We start from the raw sequence: 22033 nt of genomic DNA, 5'->3' as shown, positions 1-22033 counted from the left end.
CCTTTATTGATGACTATTAGTGTCAGTATCTGATGATGCGAATTTAGTTAAACGTAGCGCGTTAGCGACTACGATGAGTGAGCTAACCGCCATCCCTAGACCAGCCAGCCATGCAGACAATATGCCGAAGAAGGCGAGTGGGATGCTGATTAAATTATACACAATCGCCCAAGCGATATTTTCTTTAATAATCTTCATTGTTTGCTTTGCATGGCGGATCAGGTGTGGAATCTGGCTAATGTCACCATTTAAGAATACGTAATCCGCATGTGCTAATGTGAGCGGTACCCCTTTGCCCATGGCAATAGACACATGAGCACTGGCTAAAATAGGACCATCATTTAGACCATCGCCCACCATTAGCACTTTCTTACCCTCTCGTTTGAGTGTCTGTAAGCGTAAAAGTTTATCTTCTGGACTGCATGCAGATTGGAATTGTGTAATACCTATCTGTTTTGCGGTATTTTCTACTGCGTTTGAACGGTCGCCAGACAGTAGCTCAATATTTAGCTTTGCGTCCTTTAATGATTGTATGGCGATGCCAGCATTGTGTTTGATTGCTTCTTCTAGGGTAAATGTTGCTAGCCAGCCTTGGTTATTCGCTAAATAGACTTGTTGCGCATCAGTGTCTGTTTCTGTAATGCCGCAAAAAATTGCTGAGCCAAGTTTGAGCTCATTGCCTATCAGGTTGCTGGCATCAGTAAATGGTGCGTCTGTTGTGTCAGCGCTAAGCGTTGCGCTGATACCTGCACCGGCGGTTTCTTGAATATCCTCTAGTGCAATATTATCTAGCCCAAGGTTCAATGCGCTTAAATCACTGGTTTTATTGGCGTTAAAAAGCGCGCGTGAAATGGGGTGCATCGAATGTTGAGCAATCGATGCTGCCAGTGCTAATGCATATGATTCGGTAAGGCCGGCTTTGGGTTCAATCGCTTTAATTTGAATATGATCTTCAGTAAGTGTGCCTGTTTTATCAAAAATGACAGTGTCAATATCTGCGATATTTTCAATGGCTTGTAAGCGCTTAATTAAGATTCCACGCTTAACAAAAGCGCTAGCACTGGCAAGCATTGCCGATGGTGTTGCCAAAGAAAGCGCACATGGGCAGGTGACGATTAGCACCGCTGCTGCCGTCATCAGCGCACGTCCTCGGTCAATGTCCCATAACAATGCAGCTGCAACGGCTGCACTTAAAATGACAAAAATTAAAAATGGTCGCGCAACACGGTCAGCTAGTTTTGATAAGCGTGGTTTTTCTATTGCCGCATTGTTGATGAGATTAACAATCTGCCCGTACTTTGTAGATTCGCCGATGGTATGCAGCGTGATGCAAACTGGCTGACGCAGATTGTAGCTGCCGGCAATCACATCATCGTTCAGGTTCTTCTGGATAGGGGTAGATTCGCCAGTGAGTAGAGATTCATCGACACTGGTATTGCCTGACATGATTTTTCCGTCAGCCGGAAAGGCTTCACCAATTTGCACACGTGCAATGTCGCCAATCTTTAGTTTTGTATTCAGCACCCGGGTGAATGAGCCATCTGGATTTTGTCGTTCGGTATTTTCTGGAATACGGCTCACAAGGTTTTCAAGTGCGCCTAGTGTTTTGCGGTGCAGTTTGACCTCAATCAGGCGCGCAGACAGCAGGAAAAAAACGAACATAGTGAGCGAGTCAAAATAGACGGTACTGCCCCACCAGTTATTGGGCTCAAAGGTGGCGGCTGAGCTCACAATAAACGTGATGATGATACCGAGCGCAACTGGGAGATCCATGCTGATTTGTTTTTGCTTTAGGTCACGCAATGCGTTGCTAAAGAAAGATTGGCTTGAAAATAAAAGGACGGGTAAGCTCAGCAGCCATGAAGCCCAGTTTAGTAGATGCAAAATATCGCTGGAGATTTCACCTGGGGTTGTAAAGTAAGTTGGGCTTGCGTACATCATGACTTGCATCATGCAGAAGCCAGACACCATCCAGCGCCAGAATGCCGCTCTTTGTTTTTGTAGAGAGGCTAAGTCTTCTTCATGTTGGGTGGCAGGAAAACCGCTGTAACCTAACTCATGAATTGCTTTTAATATTTTGGAGGGTAGGGTCGTACTTGGTGCCCATACAACCACGGCACGTCTTTTTGATATGCTGACACGGGCGCTGATAACGCCAGGTGTGGCTAGCAGTCCTTGTTCAATAATGCCGGAGCAGGCAGCGCAGCGTAGCCCATCCAGTAATAGGTTGGATTGCACTAACGCACCAGACGTAGATTGTATGCCTTGGTTTTCAACAGGTTGGCTAAATGCTTGCCATTGGTCTTCGGTATCTAAAATCGCCCAAGCTGGGTTGGGTAGTGACTCTTCAGTGCTGAAAGTATCGGTTAGCAAAAATCCACTCCATACAATGGAATCGCCATCAAAATGGCTCATTCCATCGCTATTTATATAACGAATTAATACTTTGTATTATATATTGAAAAATAAACATTAAGCCCCACCTTGTCTGCATGTCAGCATATAAACATTAGCGTGATCATGATAGGAGAAGCCAGTGCGTTTTGATAAATTAACCACCAAATTTCAACAGGCGATTAGCGATGCGCAAAGCCTTGCTTTGGGCGCAGACAATACGGCGATTGAGCCGCAACATTTGCTACAAGCATTACTGCAACAAGATGACGGAGGTACTGCATCGTTATTGGCGCGTGCCGGTGTGCAGCTTAATCAGCTTAAAGCGGGGTTGACTGCCGCAATAGCGAACTTACCTAAGTCAACGGATGCCAGCGGTGAGGTGGCTATCTCGCGTGACTTGAATAATCTGTTGAATGTAACTGATAAACTTTCGCAAAAGCGCGGTGATGCTTATATCGCGAGTGAGATGTTCTTGTTAGCCTTAGCTGATGATAAAGGCGAAGCAGGGAAGTTGCTTAAACAAAATGGTTTAACTAAGGCTGCTTTAGAGGCGGCAGTGCAGGCCGTGCGCGGTAATGAAAATGTGGATAGCCAAGAAGCAGAGGGACAGCGTGAGTCGCTTAAGAAATACACCATCGATTTAACCGAGCGTGCCCGTCTAGGTAAATTAGACCCAGTAATTGGCCGTGATGATGAGATCCGTCGTGCGATTCAGGTATTACAGCGCCGCACTAAAAACAACCCAGTGCTGATTGGTGAGCCTGGCGTGGGTAAAACTGCGATTGTAGAAGGCTTGGCACAGCGCATTGTCAATGGTGAGGTGCCGGAGTCACTAAAAGGAAAAAAAGTATTGTCATTAGACATGGCTGCTTTGTTGGCAGGTGCAAAATACCGTGGCGAGTTTGAAGAGCGTTTGAAATCTGTGTTGAAAGAGTTGGCACAGGACGAAGGTCAAACCATTGTGTTTATTGATGAGATTCATACTATGGTAGGCGCAGGTAAGGCAGAAGGTGCCATGGACGCGGGCAATATGCTGAAACCAGCACTGGCGCGCGGTGAATTGCATTGCGTGGGTGCAACTACCTTAGATGAATATCGCAAATATATTGAAAAAGATGCGGCATTAGAGCGCCGCTTCCAAAAAGTGTTGGTGGATGAGCCTAGCGTGGAAGCAACTATTGCGATATTGCGTGGATTGCAAGAAAAGTATGAGCTGCATCACGGTGTGGAAATTACTGACCCAGCGATTGTTGCGGCTGCAGAGCTTTCACATCGATACATTACAGACCGCTTTTTACCGGATAAAGCCATTGATTTGATTGATGAGGCTGCAAGTCGTATCAAGATGGAGATTGATTCCAAGCCTGAAATTATGGATAAATTGGAGCGTCGCCTGATTCAGCTCAAAATTGAGCGTGAAGCGGTTCGTCGTGAAAAAGACGAAGGTAGTAAAAAGCGCTTTGAGCTGATTGAAGAGGAAATTAGCAAACTTGAAAAAGAGTACGCTGATTTAGAGGAAATATGGAAATCAGAAAAAGCTCAGGTGCAAGGCTCTGCACACATTAAAGAAGCGATTGAAAAAGTAAAATTTGAGATGGAAGAGGCCACGCGTAAAGGCGATTGGCAGAAAGTCTCAGAGTTGCAATACGGAAAGCTACCTCAGCTTGAGATGCAACTCAAACAAGCTTCAAGCGCCGAAGTGAGTGTGGATGTCACTAAGCATAGAATGTTGCGTACTGAAGTAGGTGCGGATGAGATTGCAGAAGTAGTGAGCCGTGCAACGGGTATTCCTGTGAGCAAGATGATGACGGGTGAGCGTGAAAAACTGTTGACCATGGAGGCTAAACTACATGAGCGCGTGGTTGGACAGGATGAAGCAGTACGTTTGGTTTCAGATGCAATCCGCCGTTCACGTTCCGGCTTGGGTGACCCAAACCGACCTTATGGCAGCTTCTTATTCTTAGGTCCTACAGGTGTGGGTAAAACCGAGTTATGCAAATCACTCGCTAACTTTTTGTTTGATTCAGAGGACCATCTGATTCGTATCGACATGAGCGAGTTCATGGAGAAGCACTCTGTTGCACGGATGATAGGTGCGCCACCTGGTTATGTAGGTTATGAAGAGGGTGGTACGCTCACTGAAGCAGTGCGCCGCAAGCCTTACAGTGTTATTTTGTTGGATGAGGTAGAAAAAGCGCACCCAGATGTATTTAACGTATTGTTGCAAGTGTTAGATGATGGACGCCTCACTGATGGTCAGGGCCGTACTGTAGACTTTAAGAATACCGTGATTATTATGACTTCTAATCTTGGTAGCCAGATGATACAGAGCATGAGCGACCAAGATTATCAGTTGGTTAAGTTGGCGGTGATGGGTGAAGTGAAAACACACTTCAGGCCAGAGTTTGTGAACCGGATTGATGAAGTCGTGGTGTTCCATGCGCTGGGAGAGGCTAATATTAAATCGATAGCGGCAATCCAATTACAGTACTTGGCTAAACGTTTGGCGGCAATGGATATGCAGTTAGAATTAACCGATGCGGCGGTGACGGAAATTGCAAATGCAGGATTTGACCCCGTATATGGTGCGCGACCACTTAAGCGTGCAATACAGAGCGAAATTGAGAATCCATTGGCACGTGAAATCTTAGCAGGGAATTTTATTGCCAAAGATATTGTCAAAATTGACGTTAAAGCAGGAAAGCTTGTATTTACAAAAGCCTAAAGTAACTCACGATGAAATGCCCTAGGGCTAAAGGAGCGGATTGGTCAGCATTCTATTGATGAATAAGTTGAGACACGTCATGTTTGCCATGCTTGTTACGGTGGCAAATGTGTCGTATGCAGAGCTCAGCCAGCATGAGCAGGAAACATTTAGTCATGAACCGGAAGTGATTCGCGATTTGCTCTTACGTGCAGTAGAGGCAGAGCGAGATGTGAAAAATGTTGACAGTGATTGGCAGGCTGCGAAGCTTTACTGTCAAGCTTCTCGCCTAGGTAGTGCTGAGGCGCAGTTTAGGCTTGGCATGTTATATGCGTCTGGTAAAGGTGTCTCTGCTAACCGTGACTTAGCTGCCGCGATGTTTGCAACCGCCTCTTTACAAGGGCATTACGAGTCACAAAAAATGCTAGAGACGATAGAGCTAAACATGGTTGATTTGCCTCCTTGCGTGCTGGCTGAGGTTGAGCCAGAGAAAGCATCATTGGAGCATGGGCATGCGGAGAACATAGATCAGTATGTTGCAGGGCTATCTAAAGATAAGCGTTGGATTTTGCATTTGGTTGATACGATTTCGGCTTGGTATCAAGTGGATGCTAGATTAGTGCTTTCTATCATTTCGGTAGAATCCAATTTTATCGCAACAGCGCAATCAAACCAGCAAGCTCAGGGTTTGATGCAATTGATTCCGGGCACTGCGGAGCGGTTTAATGTAAAAAATGCATTTAATGCCAGCCAGAATATCAAAGGCGGCGTGGCTTATTTACGTTGGTTACTGGCTTACTTTAAAGGAGACGTTGCCTTGGCTGTGGCCGCATACAATGCGGGTGAAGGGTCTGTGAATAAATATAATGGTATCCCACCTTACCCTGAGACACGTCAGTATGTTAAAAAAGTACAGGCACGCTACCCAATCAAGAATCATAGTTTTGACGGCACCATTACGGAACCGTCCCCCATTTTCAAACGGAGGGGTTAATCATGATGGGTATCAACATGATGGGTATCAATAAGTGCAGTTATTTTGCAGTGATTATCCTGATGAGTGTTGTCGCCGGTTGTGCAACCGATGGTAAGCAAGCTGGTGTGCCACCTCCCATCGATAGGATTTCTGCCGAAGCTTTAGAGAAAATAATGCCCCAACCTCATCCTGTGTTGAGTTTGGATGAAATTGTCGTGTTGTCCAAACAAGGGCTGGGCCACGATCAGATTATTCAAAAAATAAAAGAGACTGATTCAAGCTATGCGCTTACGCCTAGCCAAAGTGTAGATTTAAGTCAGCGAGGCGTTGATAAAAAAGTGCTCGACTATATTCACAGCAGTCGTGAGCTTGCGTTAAGGAATAAGCTTGCAGAAGAAATCAACAAGCGAGAGCAAGATAAACGTGCTGAGCTAGCAAAACTTAAACAGCAGATGATCAGTCATCAGCGTTTCGAAGATCCATTTTGTCGATACCAGCGTTTTGGATTCAGCCCATATGGATTTGGTGCTTATGGCTCTAGATTCGGCCCACGCTTTGGGATGGGGGCTGGATATTTTTCACCATGGGGTTGTTGGTAGGTTTGGATTGGGTTCTGCTTAAGTTTTTGGATATACTCTAAGCATTCATAATGAGTTTGGAGTAATCAATGCAACAAAAAACGGGACAGGTTAGCGTTCATACAAAAGGCCGCCAGCTTTACGATATTACGCCGCAGGTCATTGACTGGGCAGAATCAAGCGGTTTGCGTACAGGCGTGGTAACTCTATATATACAACATACATCGGCAAGCCTTCTGATTAATGAGAACTACGATCACGATGTGTTGGTCGACATGGAATCCTTCTTTAATCGCTTAGTGCCTGATGGCGATCCTTTATTCATTCACACAGTCGAGGGGCCTGACGATATGCCTGCACATGTGCGCTCCGCCCTTACGCAAACCCATTTATCCATTCCCTTATTAGAAGGTAAGCTGGCCTTAGGGCAATGGCAAGGCATTTTCCTGTACGAGCACCGACATTTAGCGAGCCATCGACGCGTCTTATTTCATGTGATTGGCGAATAATCGCCCTAGTGTCATCGTTCAAAATATAGTGCTCAAAATGGTTGAGCGAATGTGTTTAGTGCGTCTGCGGAACTTAATAGCGTTGATTGTAGACATATGTTGTATTAAGGTTGCAGAGAATCTTGAATGCGTTAGAATAACCACTAGTTTCAGAAAAATGGCTAACTCATTGAATATAAAACAATGAGTAACTGTTTAATTATCTAAATATAAAGGGAGATTATATGTCTATGTTATTGCGCTCATTATTAGTATTGGGAATGACTAGTTTATTGGTGGTAGGTTGTGGCGAGAAGGAAGAAGCTGCGCCAGTTGAAGAGGCACCAGTTGCTGCACCAGCAGAAGCACCAGCGCCAGCAGCACCAGTTTCCGGTGGTTATGAGCCAGCTGCTGATGAACGCATCCCTGGTATTACTTTAGACCCAGCACAAATTGCTGCTGAAACAGAAGCTGCTGCAGCTGCTGCAGCGGGTGAAGTTGCAAAATTTGCAGATTCAGAACCACAATAATGATTCAAACTTAGCATATGTCGCTAAGTTTGAATGAATAAAAAAAGCACGCATATCTGCGTGCTTTTTTTATTAGGCCTGACAGATTACTATGTTTGTCAGTGTTAGTTGACAGTGTATCGATGTTGAGAAAATCACCGGACTTCAAAGTCGTTATGGCAATGACTCAGTCTTATTAATTTAGGTTACTCCATGCCATCGGGTCGAATGGCCGGCTTTGATTTCTGAGCTCGTAATAAAGCCCGTTAGATTCATTGCCACCAGTGTTGCCAACTGAGGCAATCGTGTCACCACCTTTTACCATGTCACCCGGTTGTCTTAAAACGGATTGATTATTGCCATATAGGCTCATGTATCCATCACCATGATCAAGAATAATCAGGTTGCCGAAACCTCTTAGCCAGTCTGCAAAAACAACACGACCAGATGCCACTGCTTTTACTTCCGCTCCTTCGTTGGCCTTTATAAACAAGCCCTTCCAAGAGATGCCGCTATCTTGCCTAATTGAGCCAAATCGATTGCTAACCTCACCGCGTACAGGTAAGCGAAGCTTGCCTTTTAAAGCTTGGAAATTGGCACCAATAAAATTATCACTCGGTAACTTTTCATTGTTAACGGCAGTGTTAGGTGTTGGTTTAATGGTTTGTGATGACTGTTTCGCTACTTTTTTCTTTTTAGGAATAATCTGGGCCAAGCGGCTCACAAGTTGAGATAAGCGCTTTTCATCACGGCTCAGTTTTTTAATTTGCCCGCGCTGCTCAGCAATTTGTTGTGATAGCGATTTTACAACTTTAGATTTTTCTTTCTTTTTAAGTTCAAGAATACGCTTTTCATCAATTTGTTTTTGCTTGAGATCTGTGATTTCTTGCAGCTTAGAGGCAGTTAACTCATTAAGTTTAGTAATCTTATTTAAGTTGTTTTGCATGTTGTTGATTAAGTCAGCGCGTGCTTTTGCAACGTATGAGTAATAATGCAAGTCGCGTGCGACCTCGCTCGGGCGCTGACTTTGTAGAATCATTTGCACATAACTTTGCTGGCCGTGTATGTATTGCTGATAGAGCTGACCGCTTAATAGTTTTTGCTGCTGGTTAAGCGCAATGTTGGTTGATTTTGATTCAGCCTCCAGCTTGGCTAATTCTTTTTTATTATCAATTTGTTGCTTACTAATTTCATGTAGTTTTTTATTTGCACTGCTAATGGCAACTTCACTTTCTTTGAGTGCATCCGCAGCGTCTTTGTGTTCTTCCTGTGCTTGATCTAGGTCTTTCTTTAGTTCTTCCAATTGTTTTTGTAACTGGCTTAATGCCTGTTTCGGTTGTTCTGGTTTTTTTTCGGCAAAACACCATGATGCGTGGAGCAGTAGCGAGAGCATCAATGTCAGCATTGATGTTGTTTGCAAAATACGGTGGCGCATCATGGTATGGACGTGTTTGGCTTAAGCGTTAAACTGAACTAGGTTTTTACCCGTCATTTCATGGGGTTGGTCAACCCCCATCAGGTTTAAGATGGTAGGGGCTAGGTCAGAGAGTGCGCCATTATTGCTTAACTGGCCATTTCTGCCAATGTACACGAGCGGTACTAGGTTGGTGGTGTGCTGTGTATGGGGTTGTTGGTTCTGTCCGTCATACATTTGCTCAACATTGCCATGGTCTGCTGTAATCAGCACTTCACCACCGATGCTCTGCATGGCATTCACAACACGGCCGATACAGGTGTCCAATGCCTCTACAGCAGCAATCGCTGCCTTGAGGTTGCCTGAATGGCCAACCATATCGCAATTGGCATAGTTACAAATAATCGCATTGTATTTTTTGCTTAAAATCGCTTCTTCTAGTTTCTCTGTGACTTCATTGGCGCTCATTTCTGGCTGCAAGTCATAGGTTTCCACTTTTGGAGACGGCACGAGAATTCTATCTTCACCAGCAAAGACGGTTTCTTCACCGCCATTAAAGAAAAATGTGACGTGCGGGTATTTCTCGGTTTCTGCAATTCTAAGCTGCGTGAGCCCTTGTGCCGATAGATATTCACCCAGCGTATTTTTGACTTCCTGAGGTGGAAAAATTACCGTCGCTTTCGTTTCTTTCTTGTCGTACATAGTAAGCGTGAAGAAGCCTGCAAGTTTTGGCACATGGCGACGGTGAAAACCATCAAACTCTTCAGCAAGTAGGGCATGTGTTAATTGACGGGCGCGGTCTGAACGGAAGTTCATAAACACAGCCAAGTCACCATCTTCCATTTTGATTGGTGCTTCATTGGCTTGATGAATCGCTGTGGTTTTCACAAACTCATCATTTTCTCCGCGGGCATACGCATCTTGTAAACCTGCTGTGGCAGTTTCAGCGGTAAATTCGCCAACACCTTCTGTAAATAATTTATATGCAGCTTCTACACGTGGCCAGCGCTTGTCTCTGTCCATGCCATAAAAACGTCCGCTGATTGATGCAATCTTACCAACACCGATTGTTTTGCATTGCTGCTCTAACGCATCAATATAAGGTGCCGCGCTGATTGGCGGTGTGTCGCGGCCATCCAGAAATGCGTGTACATAAACTTTACTAACACCATGAATTGCCGCCATTTTGATCATGGCATGAATGTGGTCTTGATGGCTGTGGACACCGCCATTTGAGAGCAAACCAAAAATATGTAGCGCTTTGTCATTATTCTTGATGTCTACTAAGGCGGGTGCTAACACTGGGTGTTCAAAAAACTCGCCCGTTGTGATGCTGTTGTTTATGCGTTCAAAGTCCTGAAATACAATGCGTCCAGCGCCAATGTTCAAATGACCAACTTCCGAGTTGCCCATTTGACCATCTGGCAATCCTACATAGTGTTCAGAGGCATTAATTAATGTGTGTGGGAAGTTTTTCCATAGCGCATCCCAATTTGGTTTGTTCGCTTGTGCAATAGCGTTATCGGTGATTTCTTCACGATAACCGAAGCCATCTAGAATCAGTAGGCAAACTGGAGTGATATTTTTATTAGGGGACATGTTTCGCCTCAATCTTTTGCATAAATTGTGATATCAATACGAGCATTTTAGCGCATTTACACGTAAAATCTGATTATAAATATGTAAGTAGTGCGAGCTAATATGCTGCATCAGTTACTTACAATTAGATGCGTAAAACTTTGAAAGGTAAGCAGTGGAATTTATAAAAGATAATGCCTTGTTAATTGGCTTGGCCTTTGGCTCTGGCATCATGTTGTTATTGCCTAGTTTTGGAAAAGGGGCGGGTGGTGTGCCTAATTTAGGTACGACCGAAGCCGTGACGCTTATTAACCGCAGTCATGCATTAGTGATTGATGTGCGTGATGATGCTGAGTTTGCAAATGGGCACATTGTTGATGCAAAGCATATTCCTTTAGATCAATTGGCTAATCGTTTAAATGAGTTGGTTAAATATAAAGATAAGCCGGTATTAGTGAATTGCCAGCGTGGTGCGCGCTCAGCAAAAGCATGCGATATCTTACGTAAAGCCGAATTTAAGCAAGTGCACAATTTGCAGGGTGGTCTTAATGCATGGGTAGAAGCAAAGCTTCCTATCGTGAAAGCGTAATTGTATGGCTAATATTTTAATGTACACCTCAGCGGTTTGTCCTTATTGCATCAATGCAGAGCGCTTGTTAACCAGCAAGGGCGTGACAGAAATTAATAAAGTTCGTATTGATCTGCAGCCAGAGCGACGCGACGAAATGATGCAAAAGACAGGTCGTCGTACCGTGCCACAAATTTATATCGATGATCGTCATATTGGCGGTTTTGATGACTTGCGGGCTTTAGATTTAGCGGGTGGGCTTGATCCATTGTTGGCTTAATGGCTCGTTTCTGAGCGTTAAGGGTATATTCACTCTATTTATAGCAGAGTCCAAAATTAAACTCTGCTAAAATAGGTGCTTAAGTTTTACTAAACTTCAATTGACTCTGTCACTGATTACCAATTTTAATTAATATTTTTAAGTAGAAAATTATGGCACAAGAAGAAAACAACGTAGCACAAGAGCAAGCGCAACAACCAGGTTTCAGTATTGAAAAAATTTATGTCAAAGATGGTTCATTAGAAATTCCTCATGCACCACAAATTTTTACAGACCGTACGCAACCACAGGTCAGTATTGAGTTAAGCAACTTAGCGCAGCAAGTTGAAGAAAACGTATTTGAAGTAGCAATCAAAGTGACGGTTACCTCTAAAATTGCCGATAAAACAGTATTTTTGGTAGAAGTAACACAAGCGGGTATTTTCCAAATTCGTAACGTGCCTGCAGAAAATATTGAAATGATTGTTGGCATTACCTGCCCTAACATTCTGTTCCCGTACTTACGTGAAAGCGTTTCTGATTTAGTGGTGCGTGCTGGTTTCCAACCTGTATTGCTAAACCCAATCAACTTTGAAGCTTTGTTTGCACAACAAAAGCAACAAGAAGCTGAACAAGCAGGTTCTGTGCAATAAGTGTAATGTCTCGATTTCCGAAAGTTGCTTTAATTTTCGCGCTGATGTGGATGCCGATCACGGCATCTGCGTTAGATTTTAGGTCTGTCGCCGTCCCCAAAGCCATCTTGTATGATGCGCCATCAATTTCAGCAAAAAAAGTGTTATTGCTAAGCCATCTTTACCCTGTAGAAGTTGTTGTTAACCTTGGCGACTGGCTAAAGGTTCGTGATGCGCAGGGAGGTATGAATTGGGTGGAAGCTAAACATTTGTCGGCTAAGCGCTCGGTACTGGTCACTAAAAGCCAAACCGAAATGAGAGCTCGTCCAGATGTTGGCGCCGATGTAGTTGCAACATTAGAAAAAGATGTTGTGCTGGAACTGGTAGAGCCTAAATCTAATCATGGATGGCTAAAAGTAAAGCATCGAGATGGCGTTACTGGATACGTTCTAGTTTCATCTACTTGGGGTTTTGATTAACTAGGATTTTGATTAAATGGCAAAAATTGCAGTATTAGGTGCTGGCGCATGGGGAACCGCGCTGGCGATGAATATCAGTCAACGTCATCAGGTTTCACTGTGGGCACGTAATGCTGGTCATGTTTCTGGTATGCGTAAAGCGCGTGCAAACCCTCTGTATTTGGGTGACTTTAAATTTAATGATCAGTTACAGATTGAGGATAGTTTGCAAATAGCACTTGATGGTGCTGATTTGATTTTGTCAGTGGTACCTACTGCTGGCTTTAGAAATATTTTAAAAGACATTAAGCAACTAGGTAGTACGCTGCCTATTATCTGGGCACATAAAGGCCTAGAGCCACAAACTGCTAAATTACCATATGAGGTGGCGCTTGAAGAGCTAGGCAGTGAGCAAAAATGGGGCGCTTTATCTGGGCCTAGTTTTGCTGCAGAGTTGGTGCGTGGTTTACCTACCGCGGTTACCTTGGCTGCGAATGATGAGGCTTTTGCTAAAGAGGCTGCATTGTTGATTCATGGGGCAAACTTACGTGTGTACGATACGACTGATGTGATTGGTGTGTCGGTAGGCGGCGCGGTTAAAAATGTGATGGCGATTGCAGCTGGCATTTCTGATGGGATGGGCTTTGGTAATAATGCACGTGCCGCGATGATTACTCGTGGCTTAACTGAAATGACGCGTTTTGGCTTAGCCCTTGGTGCTAAGTCAGAAACATTTATGGGTTTGGCAGGCGTTGGTGATTTGATACTAACGTGTACGGGCCAATATTCTAGAAATAGAGAAGTGGGTTTGCAGCTTGCCAGCGGCAAAAGCTTAGCGGATATTTTGCAAGGGCTTGGTCATGTGGCAGAGGGCGTGAACACCGCACGTGAGGTGATGCGTCGCGCCGAAACGTTAGGCGTCGATATGCCGATTACCTGTGAGGTTAACCAAGCGTTATCGCATGGTAAGAGTGCACAGGATGCCGTGATGGAGCTGTTAGGTCGCGAACAAAAACCAGAAGGCGTGTAACATCGCTGGTGATGTTTTTAGCAATAGTCTATTCTGGTAGCCGGACTTAGCTACCGCCTTCAAACCCAATTTGTCGCCAAGCTTCATAAAGCAATACCGCAGCAGAGTTTGATAAATTCAAGCTGCGGCTATTGGGTAACATTGGTAATCGTACGCGGTGTTCTGCGGTGAACTCGTTGCGGACTTCCTCTGATAGCCCGCGTGTTTCAGGGCCAAATACAAATACATCCTCAGCTTTAAATGCAATATCACTATGCGTAGTGCTGCCTTTAGTGGTAATTGCAAATAGTCGCTTGCCTGCAAGTGCGGTTTTACAGGCTTCCCAGTTTTCATGTACTTTTAAGTTGGCGTATTCGTGATAGTCTAAGCCCGCGCGCTTCAGCTGCTTGTCTTCTAGGCTAAAACCGAGCGGTTTTACTAAGTGTAATTGTGCGCCAGTGTTGGCACATAGCCGTATGATGTTGCCTGTGTTTGGTGGGATTTCAGGCTCAAATAAAACAATATGGAACATAAGTAAAATCAGTTTTCGTTAAGTTAGTTTTGTGTAACGCTTATTATTGTTGTGTAGCATAGAAATGCGGCGTCTATTTCGGCAACGTTCTTGCCATCACCCAGCATTCTACATGGGCAGCCCCTGCTTGTTTTAATGTTTTAGCGAGTTCATTCAAACTGGCGCCAGTTGTCATCACGTCATCCACAATCGCAATATTTAAATTTTGTAGATTTTGCTGGCAACCAAACGCACCCTTGATGTTTTTGATACGGTCTTTTAGGTTTAGGCTAGCTTGTGGCGGCGTGTGTTTGGTGCGTTGGCAAGATGTGTAATCTAGCTTGATGGTGAAGGCTTTGCTCAATAGCTTTGCTATTTCTAGTGCTTGATTAAAGCCTCGTTCCTTTAGGCGATTTTGATGCATGGGCATTGGTATAATAAGGTTGATTTCATTTTGCGTGGTTAATTGCGTGTGTTTTTTCTCTACAAATAACGATGCAAAAGTTTGGGCTAAATTTAAACTTGCGTTGTATTTGTAATGTTGCAGCAAGCCATCCACAGGGTAGTCATAGGTGAGTAGTGCTGTTGTGGCATCAAAGCTGGGTGGTGTGCTGATGCAACTGCCGCATATGGTGCCGTTAGTCATCAACGCACATTGCGGACATTGTGTAGCGCTGTGCCAAGGAAGATCTTTCAGGCATGGCTTACATAACCCTAGGTTTTCACCATTGTGGCTTGCGCAGAGTATGCATGTTTGTTGCAGCATTGGTAGGGATTGATTAAATTTTAATCTATTGTTCAAAGTTTGCAGTCGGTTTTATTGACAATGTATAATCACGCTTAAATTCTATCTCAATTTCACTCAATCACCACTTTTGTGAATATACCTTAGTGAATATACAAGGAAATACAATGCTTGAATTATCAACGAACACAGACGCAACAACCTCCTGTGCAACAGCATCTGCTAATGAAGCGGTTATTAATACAGATAACCTAAAAGCAGGTTTAAATAAATCATGTGGGTCACATGCGCATGAAGAAAACACAGTCAACCGCTGGAGTGTGGCAGAGATCGTTGAGTTATTTGAGATGCCATTTAGCGATTTGATGCATCGTGCGCAAACGGTACATCGAGCGAACTTTGACCCGAATGCGGTACAAGTCAGCACCTTACTTTCGATTAAAACCGGTGGCTGTTCTGAAGACTGTGGCTATTGTCCGCAAGCGGCCCGTTATCATACCGATGTGGAAAGTGAGCCATTAATGGCTTTAGATGACGTGCTGGCTGCCGCACAAGAAGCAAAAGACAATGGTGCTAGTCGTTTCTGTATGGGTGCTGCTTGGCGTGGCCCAAAGCAGCGTGATTTGGAACCTGTGCTTAAAATGATTGCGGAAGTAAAAGCGATGGGCTTGGAAACTTGTGCAACTTTGGGTATGTTAAAAGAGGGGCAAGCTGAGCAGTTAAAAGACGCTGGCTTAGATTATTACAATCACAACTTGGATACTGCGCCAGAGTTCTACGGTGAGGTGATTACTACGCGTACTTACCAAGACCGATTAGAAACATTAGACCGTGTGCGTAGTGTTGATATCAACGTGTGCAGTGGTGGCATTATCGGGATGGGCGAGTCACGTAATCAACGTGCTGGCTTGCTGGCGCAGTTGGCTAATATGGAGCGCCCACCAGAAAGCGTGCCAATTAACCTATTAACCCAAGTGGAAGGCACACCGTTACACGGCACGGAAGAGCTAGACCCATTAGAGTTTGTACGCACAATCGCGGCTGCTCGCATTACCATGCCAAACAGCTTTGTGCGCTTGTCTGCGGGTCGTCAGAGTATGCACGAAGGCATACAGGCATTATGCTTCTTGGCGGGTGCTAACAGTATTTTCTACGGTGAGAAATTGCTCACGACAGGCAACCCTGAAGCTGAAACTGACAAGCAATTATTTGCCAAACTTGGCATTAACAAGATTTAATCGTCGCAATGTTAGCTTCTTTACAACGTGAACTCGACCAACGCAAAACCGATGGTTTGTTGCGCCAGCGTCGTTTGTTAGATTCGCCGCAGGCAGAGCATATTGTTGCAAATGAGCAGCCGTATCTTTCTTTTTGCAGTAATGATTACTTGGGCTTAGCAAACCGTCCCGAATTAATCGCAGCGATGCAAAAGGCAGCTGGAGATTCTGGGGTAGGTAGCGGTGCTTCTGGTTTGATTACTGGGCACCACCGTTATCATGATGACTTAGAAAAACAGCTTGCAGCATTCGTGCAGTTGCCAGCCGCCTTGCTATTTTCTACCGGTTATATGGCAAATATCGGCGTGCTTGGCGCGCTGACCGGTCGGGGTGATGCAATATTCGCGGATAAACTAAATCATGCCTGCCTGAATGATGGTGGGTATTTTTCATATGCAGAGTTTCAGCGCTATCCACATAATGATGTAGCTGCGCTAGAAAAGTTGCTACAGGCAAGCACGGCAAAACATAAACTGATTGCCGCAGATGCAGTGTTTAGTATGGATGGCGATATTGCCCCTATCCCTGAGTATCTGGCGTTGTGTGAAAAGTATGATGCTTATCTGTACCTAGACGATGCGCATGGCTTTGGTGTGTTAGGTGAGCATGGCAAAGGTTCGTTGAATCACTTCAAGATTAAGTCGCCACGGATCATCATGATGGCAACCTTAGGCAAGGCTGCTGGCGTTGCTGGTGCGTTTGTGGCGGGTGAGCAAGTTGTGATTGATTATCTGATTCAAAAGGCAAAAAGCTATGTGTACTCGACACCAGCACCGCCAGCTTTGTCTGCCACGCTTTCGGCATCTGTTAAGTTGATTGAACAGGGGGATGCTTTGCGTGCAAACCTCAATCGCTCAATCGCTTATTTGAAAAATAACCTTAAGCTCAAGCAATGGCAGCTAATGGATTCTGATACAGCAATTCAACCTTTGATTGTCGGGGGTAATAAAGAAGCGCTGGCATTAAGTGAGTATTTACAAACTTGCGGTATTTTAGTGCCGGCAATCCGTCCACCTACGGTGCCTGTAGGCACGGCAAGGCTGCGTATATCGCTGTCAGCAGTACATACTCTGGATGATATGAAAAAACTTGTTGATGCTATTCATCAGGCCGAAAGTGAGCTAGCTGCATGATTGCAAATCACCTTCATGTTGAAGTGATAGGCACAGGCCCTAATCTTGTATTGCTACATGGGTGGGGAATGAATGGCGCAGTATGGCAGCCTTTGGTTAAAAAACTAAGCAAGCTATTCACGCTACATATTATTGATTTGCCAGGCATGGGTTTAAGCCGCCCGATTGAACCGTTCCACTTACATGCGACGGCAGAGAAAGTGGCTGAAGTTCTGCCAGCACATGCGGATGTTGTCGGTTGGTCTTTAGGTGCACAGGTCGCAATGCGAATTGCACTAGATTATCCAGACCTAGTGCGTAGATTGGTGCTTGTGGGCGCTACACCTTGTTTTGTGAATAAGAGTTTTGACCAAGAAAGTGTGGAATATAAATCCACTTGGGATATTGGCATTGAGCCAGAGGTGTTTGGTAACTTTGCTGATAGCGTTAATGAAGATTATCACAAAACCATGACGCAGTTTTTAACCTTGCAGTGCATGGGGTCCAGTGACGCAAGAAGTACGGTTAAATTGTTACGTAACAAATTTGCCGAGCGTCCAGCGCCCACCTCGCAAACTTTATATCGTGCACTGAATATACTGTTAGAAACAGATTTACGTGCAGAAATCGAACATTTAAGAAAACCTACGTTATTGGTACACGGAGACCGTGATACTTTAGCCCCTGTTCAGGCTGCACACTGGATGATGAAAACCCTGCCTGTAGGCTTTTTGCGTGTGATGGCTGGTGCATCTCACGCGCCATTCTTATCACATCAAGAGCAGTTTATTGATGCGGTTGTCCAATTTTTAGAACCCCAAGCGCAGTAACTAACATGACAGACGATATTTATCGCATAGACAAAGTGCGTGCGCGAGCCTCTTTTGGCCGTGCTGCTGAAACCTACGATGCAGCAGCCATTTTGCAAAAGCAGGTGCGTGAAGAAATGCTAAGTCGCTTAGACTTGGTTAAATTGAATCCGCAGGTCATATTAGATGCTGGCTGTGGTACTGGGCTGGGCAGTCATGCACTACAGACAAAATACCCGGCATCACAAGTAGTGTCACTTGATTTTGCTTACCCTATGCTACAACAGACGCGCAAGACATACTCGAGTGTCGGTGTTTTACATTTACTCAAGTCTTTAGTCGGGATGACCAAGCAAAGTTTGGTTTGTGCGGATATTGAGGCTTTGCCCATTAGCAATTCAAGTGTCAACTTGGTTTGGTCTAACCTGGCAATACAGTGGTGCAATGATTTGGACGAGGCTTTGCAACAGTTTCACCGTGTATTACAGCCAGAGGGTTTGCTGATGTTTAGCACGTTTGGCCCTGATACATTGCGTGAATTAAGAGTTGCGACTGGTGCAGCCAGTGGTAGCGAGTACACGAGCGTAAGCCGATTTATTGATATGCATGATATTGGCGATGCGTTAGTGAGGGCTGGTTTTAATGCGCCAGTATTGGATGTTGAGCGATTTACGCTGACTTATGATGATGTAAAAAGCGTGATGCGTGATCTGAAAAGCATCGGTGCACATAATGCGACGGATGGTCGTGCCAGAGGGTTGTTGGGTCGAGGTTTCTTTGCGAAGCTAGAGGCTGAATACGAGCAGTTCAGGCAAGATGGAAAATTACCTGCGACATTTGAAGTGGTATATGGTCATGCCTGGCGCGCAAAAAATAAAGAAATATTGCCCGATGGTGCCGTCCCAATTAATTTTACACCCAAGAAATAATAGGGTTATTTACGTCGTTTCCTAGCTAATTAACATGAAACAATCTTACTTTATTATCGGCACCGATACCAATGTAGGCAAGACCTATGTTGCCAGTGCCTTGGTCAAGCACTTTGCTACAAAAGGGCATCAAGCAATAGGCATGAAGCCGATTGCTTCAGGTTGTACATTGACAGCTGATGGTGATTTACTGAATGACGATGTGCTTACTTTATCTGCAGCGAGCAATGTTGTTGCCCCGTTAGACCTGATTAACCCTTATCGTTTTACGCCAGCCATTGCTCCCCATATTGCCGCAGAGCAAGTAGGGGAGGTCGTTAATTGTGAAAAGATTAAGCAGGCATATCATGAATTAACGCAGCTAGCTGAGGTCGTGGTAGTAGAGGGGGCTGGCGGTTTTCTTGTGCCATTAAATCGGCAGGATACCTTAGCCGATTTGGCGGTTTCTCTGAACATCCCCATCATATTGGTGGTAGGCATGCGCTTAGGTTGTATTAACCATGCCTTGCTTACGGTAGAGGCAATCAAAGCTCGCGAATTAACACTGGCTGGCTGGGTGGCGAATCAAGTCGATGCTGAAATGCCTGTGTTTGAAGAAAACTTGGCGAGCTTGCAGCAACGCATTACCGCACCGTGTATCAGTGTTGTGCGCTGGCAAAAAGACGTAAGTTTCAACGCCGATTTTTTATAGAAAAATAATCGTCTTTTCTCAGAAACTTACCTAGGCTAATTTACTCTGTTTTACTCTGCGATGCTGGCATTTTCAACCACCACTTTATAGAGATTGATGGCCTTGGGGTCAGTGATATGTTCCCCAATAGCGATTTGGTTGCGTTTGCCCGGGGCAACCCCATTAATCAATAGTGGCTGACTCTGCCCAATCGCACGTCCATTTGCATTATATTGAATGACGCGGACTTGCACTCGGTTTAACACTACTAGCGTGTCATTTTGAACTATTGCAAATAAATTGCCAAAACTATCGCTCTGTATGCCCGATTTGATATATTTGGCTGGGTTGCGTGGTAAGTCGATGCGTACTGCTCTGGCGATCGCATCTTTACCGATATCTGAGTTAGAGCTGGCTGCCACTTGGTAGTGTTGCAACGCAACATCAGTTTGGCCTCTGCCTTCTGCGATTTGGCCTAGTAGTGCGTGCCCAGGCGCTGTTGGCAATAATTCATTGGCACGTTTTAAGAATGGCTCTGCTTCTGTTTTTTTGCCCATGTTAAATAAGGCAATGCCACTTTGGATGTGCGGTTTGAAGTAATCGGGCTGCATGTTGATGGCTTTTGCGTATAACTTTAATGCATCTTGTGGCTTCTTTTCGGTGAGCGCAATGTCACCTAGCAGCTCTTGAAAACGTGCCTCTCGTGGCTCGCCTTTAATTGCTTGGTTAACCAATGATTTTGCTTTATCGATATTCTTTTCACTGAGTGCTTTGACTGCATCATCATAGGCTTTGTAAGCACCTTGGGTTGCTCTTAACTTTGCCGTTTTTTTTGCATAAATTTCTTTACCCCATTCGCCACCAGCGCCAATTTGTTTCAGTGTTTCTTTATTTGCTTCTACACGTGCCTGTGAGGGCGGGTGGCTAGCAAACAGACCTTCGATGAAATTGCTTTTTCTGTCAGCACTTAGTCGTACAAATGTCTCTTGTAATGTGACGGCTGCGGCTGGGTCGTAACCTGCTTTTTTCATATATTGCATGCCGTATAAGTCTGACTCGCTTTCAGCATCACGACCATATTTGCTATTCACCAATTGCGCGCCAGCTTGTGCACCACCCACAATTAGGTTCGCATAATCTGTGTTCTGTGCGCCAATGCCAACAGCTATCATCGCGCCTTGTAATAATACGCCGCGCTCCATACCTTGTGCGCCATGTCGAGCGGCTGCATGCACTAGCTCGTGACCCATTACGGCGGCTAATTCTGCTTCGCTATTAAGCTCATAGAGAAGACCGCGGTTAAATGCGATTTTGCCGCCAGGCATCGCCCATGCATTAGGTACTGAGTCATTTAATAGATTAAATTCATAGGGGAGTTTACGGTCTGATACCGCTGCTAATTTATTACCTACACTTTGTATGTATGCGGTAAGTTCAGGGTCAAGCACATAATCCCCACCCTGAGATTGGCGAGTAGGCGAATAATTTTGTGTGCCAATTGAGATTTCCTGTGCCTCGGAGACAAATTGAAACTCACGTTTTTTTGTCACTGGGTTAATGCCGCAGGCACTGGCGATTAGCGATAGCGCTAATAAAAAAGTAAGTGACAGTTTCCGGTCAATATTCTGTAGATAGTATTTCATGGTGTTGCACTCGCATGGATAGGGTCTATGGTAAAGCATCGTGGTTTATGCTGATAATCATACATTGAGTCACTGGTTATAGGTAAAGTTGATGTGCTTGAATGTAATCAATAACGCTATCTGGCATTAAGTAGCGTGTAGCCTTACCCTGCTGAAACGCATCACGAATAGCCGTTGATGAGATATCTAACGCGGTAATTTGCCGCATCGTGATATAGCCAGCTGGGCTAGTGTGTAAATCATCGCTTGTTTCTGTGTAATGATTGTGCAGAAAGCTTTCTAGGGTTGGCGATAGTTTGCGGCTAGGCTCTGTTTTGCTGGTTTGGGGACGTTGTACCAGTGCGATATGGCATAGCGTTATGATTTCTTGCCAGCGATGCCAAGTGTCAAACTGCGTAAAAGCGTCGCTCCCCATAAATAAGATGATACTGACGTCATGCCCCAACTCATCACGTAAGTTTTGTAGTGTATCTATGGTATATGAATGACCAGCTCTATTGAGTTCTTGCTCATCTATACGAAATAATGGATTGTCAGCAATTGCTAAATTAACCATTGCAGCACGATGCGATGCACTGATGTTGTATGTGCTTTTATGGGGTGGGTTTGCGGCAGGGATAAAGCGTATTGAATCGATTCCCAAACTCTCTGCAAGCTCTTGCGCCATGCGTAAATGCCCGTAGTGAATTGGGTTAAACGTGCCGCCAAGAATGCCGATGGTTTTCATTTGAGTTAAATCGATGGTTTTAAATCATAAGTGAAATGCT

22 protein-coding genes are annotated in these 22033 nt (G+C 44.7%); 15 read left to right on the top strand and 7 right to left on the bottom strand.

The window, feature by feature from the left end:
- Positions 1-3 precede the first annotated feature (3 nt).
- Positions 4-2415, bottom strand: coding sequence for a heavy metal translocating P-type ATPase (locus FG24_RS01465; RefSeq protein WP_235189705.1), 2412 nt, complete (start codon positions 2413-2415; stop codon positions 4-6).
- 121 nt (positions 2416-2536) lie between these two features.
- Here FG24_RS01465 and clpB point away from each other — a divergent pair, with 121 nt between their 5' ends.
- The 5 genes from clpB (at position 2537) to FG24_RS01440 (ending at position 7673) form a co-directional block, all read left to right on the top strand.
- Entirely contained in the window at positions 2537-5122 is a 2586-nt protein-coding gene (clpB, locus tag FG24_RS01460) for an ATP-dependent chaperone ClpB (RefSeq protein WP_036300220.1), read from the top strand.
- A gap of 58 nt (positions 5123-5180) precedes the next feature.
- Positions 5181-6095, top strand: a complete 915-nt coding sequence (locus tag FG24_RS01455) for a lytic transglycosylase domain-containing protein (protein WP_036300218.1) — start codon at positions 5181-5183, stop codon at positions 6093-6095.
- A 2-nt stretch (positions 6096-6097) separates the two neighbouring features.
- Positions 6098-6676 (top strand): hypothetical protein, encoded by a 579-nt coding sequence (locus tag FG24_RS01450; protein ID WP_235189704.1) that lies wholly within the window; start codon positions 6098-6100, stop codon positions 6674-6676.
- 68 nt (positions 6677-6744) lie between these two features.
- Entirely contained in the window at positions 6745-7164 is a 420-nt protein-coding gene (locus FG24_RS01445) for a secondary thiamine-phosphate synthase enzyme YjbQ (protein ID WP_036300215.1), read from the top strand.
- A gap of 224 nt (positions 7165-7388) precedes the next feature.
- A complete protein-coding gene (locus FG24_RS01440; RefSeq protein WP_036300213.1) occupies positions 7389-7673 on the top strand; it encodes a hypothetical protein in 285 nt (94 codons plus the stop codon).
- A gap of 175 nt (positions 7674-7848) precedes the next feature.
- On the opposite strand, the gene FG24_RS01435 is transcribed toward FG24_RS01440, so the two are convergent.
- Together FG24_RS01435 and gpmI are read right to left on the bottom strand one after the other, a co-directional pair.
- Positions 7849-9087 carry a murein hydrolase activator EnvC family protein gene (locus FG24_RS01435; protein ID WP_036303816.1) on the bottom strand — a complete coding sequence of 413 codons (1239 nt, stop codon included), beginning with the start codon at positions 9085-9087 and terminating at the stop codon, positions 7849-7851.
- A gap of 21 nt (positions 9088-9108) precedes the next feature.
- Positions 9109-10665, bottom strand: a complete 1557-nt coding sequence (gene gpmI, locus FG24_RS01430) for a 2,3-bisphosphoglycerate-independent phosphoglycerate mutase (RefSeq protein ID WP_036300210.1) — start codon at positions 10663-10665, stop codon at positions 9109-9111.
- A gap of 154 nt (positions 10666-10819) precedes the next feature.
- Here gpmI and FG24_RS01425 point away from each other — a divergent pair, with 154 nt between their 5' ends.
- The 5 genes from FG24_RS01425 to FG24_RS01405 all read left to right on the top strand — a co-directional run bounded on the left by FG24_RS01425 (position 10820) and on the right by FG24_RS01405 (position 13591).
- Positions 10820-11233, top strand: a complete 414-nt coding sequence (locus FG24_RS01425; RefSeq protein ID WP_036300207.1) for a rhodanese-like domain-containing protein — start codon at positions 10820-10822, stop codon at positions 11231-11233.
- Between the two features lie 4 nt (positions 11234-11237).
- Positions 11238-11492: a glutaredoxin 3 gene (grxC, locus tag FG24_RS01420; protein WP_036300206.1), complete on the top strand. Its 255-nt coding sequence runs from the start codon at positions 11238-11240 to the stop codon at positions 11490-11492.
- A 152-nt stretch (positions 11493-11644) separates the two neighbouring features.
- Complete coding sequence (secB, locus tag FG24_RS01415) at positions 11645-12124, top strand: protein-export chaperone SecB (RefSeq protein ID WP_036300205.1); 480 nt, start codon at positions 11645-11647, stop codon at positions 12122-12124.
- A gap of 5 nt (positions 12125-12129) precedes the next feature.
- Positions 12130-12582 carry an SH3 domain-containing protein gene (locus FG24_RS01410; protein WP_036300202.1) on the top strand — a complete coding sequence of 151 codons (453 nt, stop codon included), beginning with the start codon at positions 12130-12132 and terminating at the stop codon, positions 12580-12582.
- Positions 12583-12598: 16 nt separating this feature from the next.
- A complete protein-coding gene (locus FG24_RS01405; RefSeq protein WP_036300198.1) occupies positions 12599-13591 on the top strand; it encodes an NAD(P)H-dependent glycerol-3-phosphate dehydrogenase in 993 nt (330 codons plus the stop codon).
- Between the two features lie 46 nt (positions 13592-13637).
- Here FG24_RS01405 and trmL read toward each other — a convergent pair whose 3' ends face one another.
- Positions 13638-14102: a tRNA (uridine(34)/cytosine(34)/5-carboxymethylaminomethyluridine(34)-2'-O)-methyltransferase TrmL gene (trmL, locus tag FG24_RS01400; RefSeq protein WP_036300196.1), complete on the bottom strand. Its 465-nt coding sequence runs from the start codon at positions 14100-14102 to the stop codon at positions 13638-13640.
- A gap of 73 nt (positions 14103-14175) precedes the next feature.
- Positions 14176-14727, bottom strand: a complete 552-nt coding sequence (locus FG24_RS01395; protein WP_235189703.1) for a ComF family protein — start codon at positions 14725-14727, stop codon at positions 14176-14178.
- Between the two features lie 266 nt (positions 14728-14993).
- Between FG24_RS01395 and bioB the strand changes: the two genes are divergently transcribed.
- From bioB to bioD, 5 genes are read left to right on the top strand one after another with little or no spacing between them, the layout of a single operon-like run.
- On the top strand, positions 14994-16064 hold the full coding sequence (gene bioB / locus FG24_RS01390) for a biotin synthase BioB (protein WP_081880915.1): 1071 nt from the start codon (positions 14994-14996) through the stop codon (positions 16062-16064).
- Between the two features lie 8 nt (positions 16065-16072).
- On the top strand, positions 16073-17236 hold the full coding sequence (gene bioF, locus FG24_RS01385) for an 8-amino-7-oxononanoate synthase (RefSeq protein ID WP_036300191.1): 1164 nt from the start codon (positions 16073-16075) through the stop codon (positions 17234-17236).
- Positions 17233-18045 (top strand): pimeloyl-ACP methyl ester esterase BioH, encoded by an 813-nt coding sequence (gene bioH, locus FG24_RS01380; RefSeq protein ID WP_036300190.1) that lies wholly within the window; start codon positions 17233-17235, stop codon positions 18043-18045. Before bioF ends, bioH begins: the two co-directional genes overlap by 4 nt.
- 5 nt (positions 18046-18050) lie before the next feature.
- Positions 18051-18953: a malonyl-ACP O-methyltransferase BioC gene (bioC, locus tag FG24_RS01375; protein ID WP_036300187.1), complete on the top strand. Its 903-nt coding sequence runs from the start codon at positions 18051-18053 to the stop codon at positions 18951-18953.
- Positions 18954-18987: 34 nt separating this feature from the next.
- Positions 18988-19644 (top strand): dethiobiotin synthase, encoded by a 657-nt coding sequence (bioD, locus tag FG24_RS01370; protein WP_036300184.1) that lies wholly within the window; start codon positions 18988-18990, stop codon positions 19642-19644.
- Between the two features lie 50 nt (positions 19645-19694).
- Here bioD and FG24_RS01365 read toward each other — a convergent pair whose 3' ends face one another.
- Complete coding sequence (locus tag FG24_RS01365; protein ID WP_051901388.1) at positions 19695-21266, bottom strand: M48 family metalloprotease; 1572 nt, start codon at positions 21264-21266, stop codon at positions 19695-19697.
- A gap of 76 nt (positions 21267-21342) precedes the next feature.
- Positions 21343-21993, bottom strand: coding sequence for a nicotinate-nucleotide adenylyltransferase (gene nadD / locus FG24_RS01360; protein ID WP_036300182.1), 651 nt, complete (start codon positions 21991-21993; stop codon positions 21343-21345).
- Positions 21994-22033: the final 40 nt, after the last annotated feature.

Source organism: Methylotenera sp. L2L1, from assembly GCF_000744605.1.
Classification (GTDB): domain Bacteria; phylum Pseudomonadota; class Gammaproteobacteria; order Burkholderiales; family Methylophilaceae; genus Methylotenera.
This window is presented reverse-complemented; position numbering and strand designations above follow the sequence as displayed.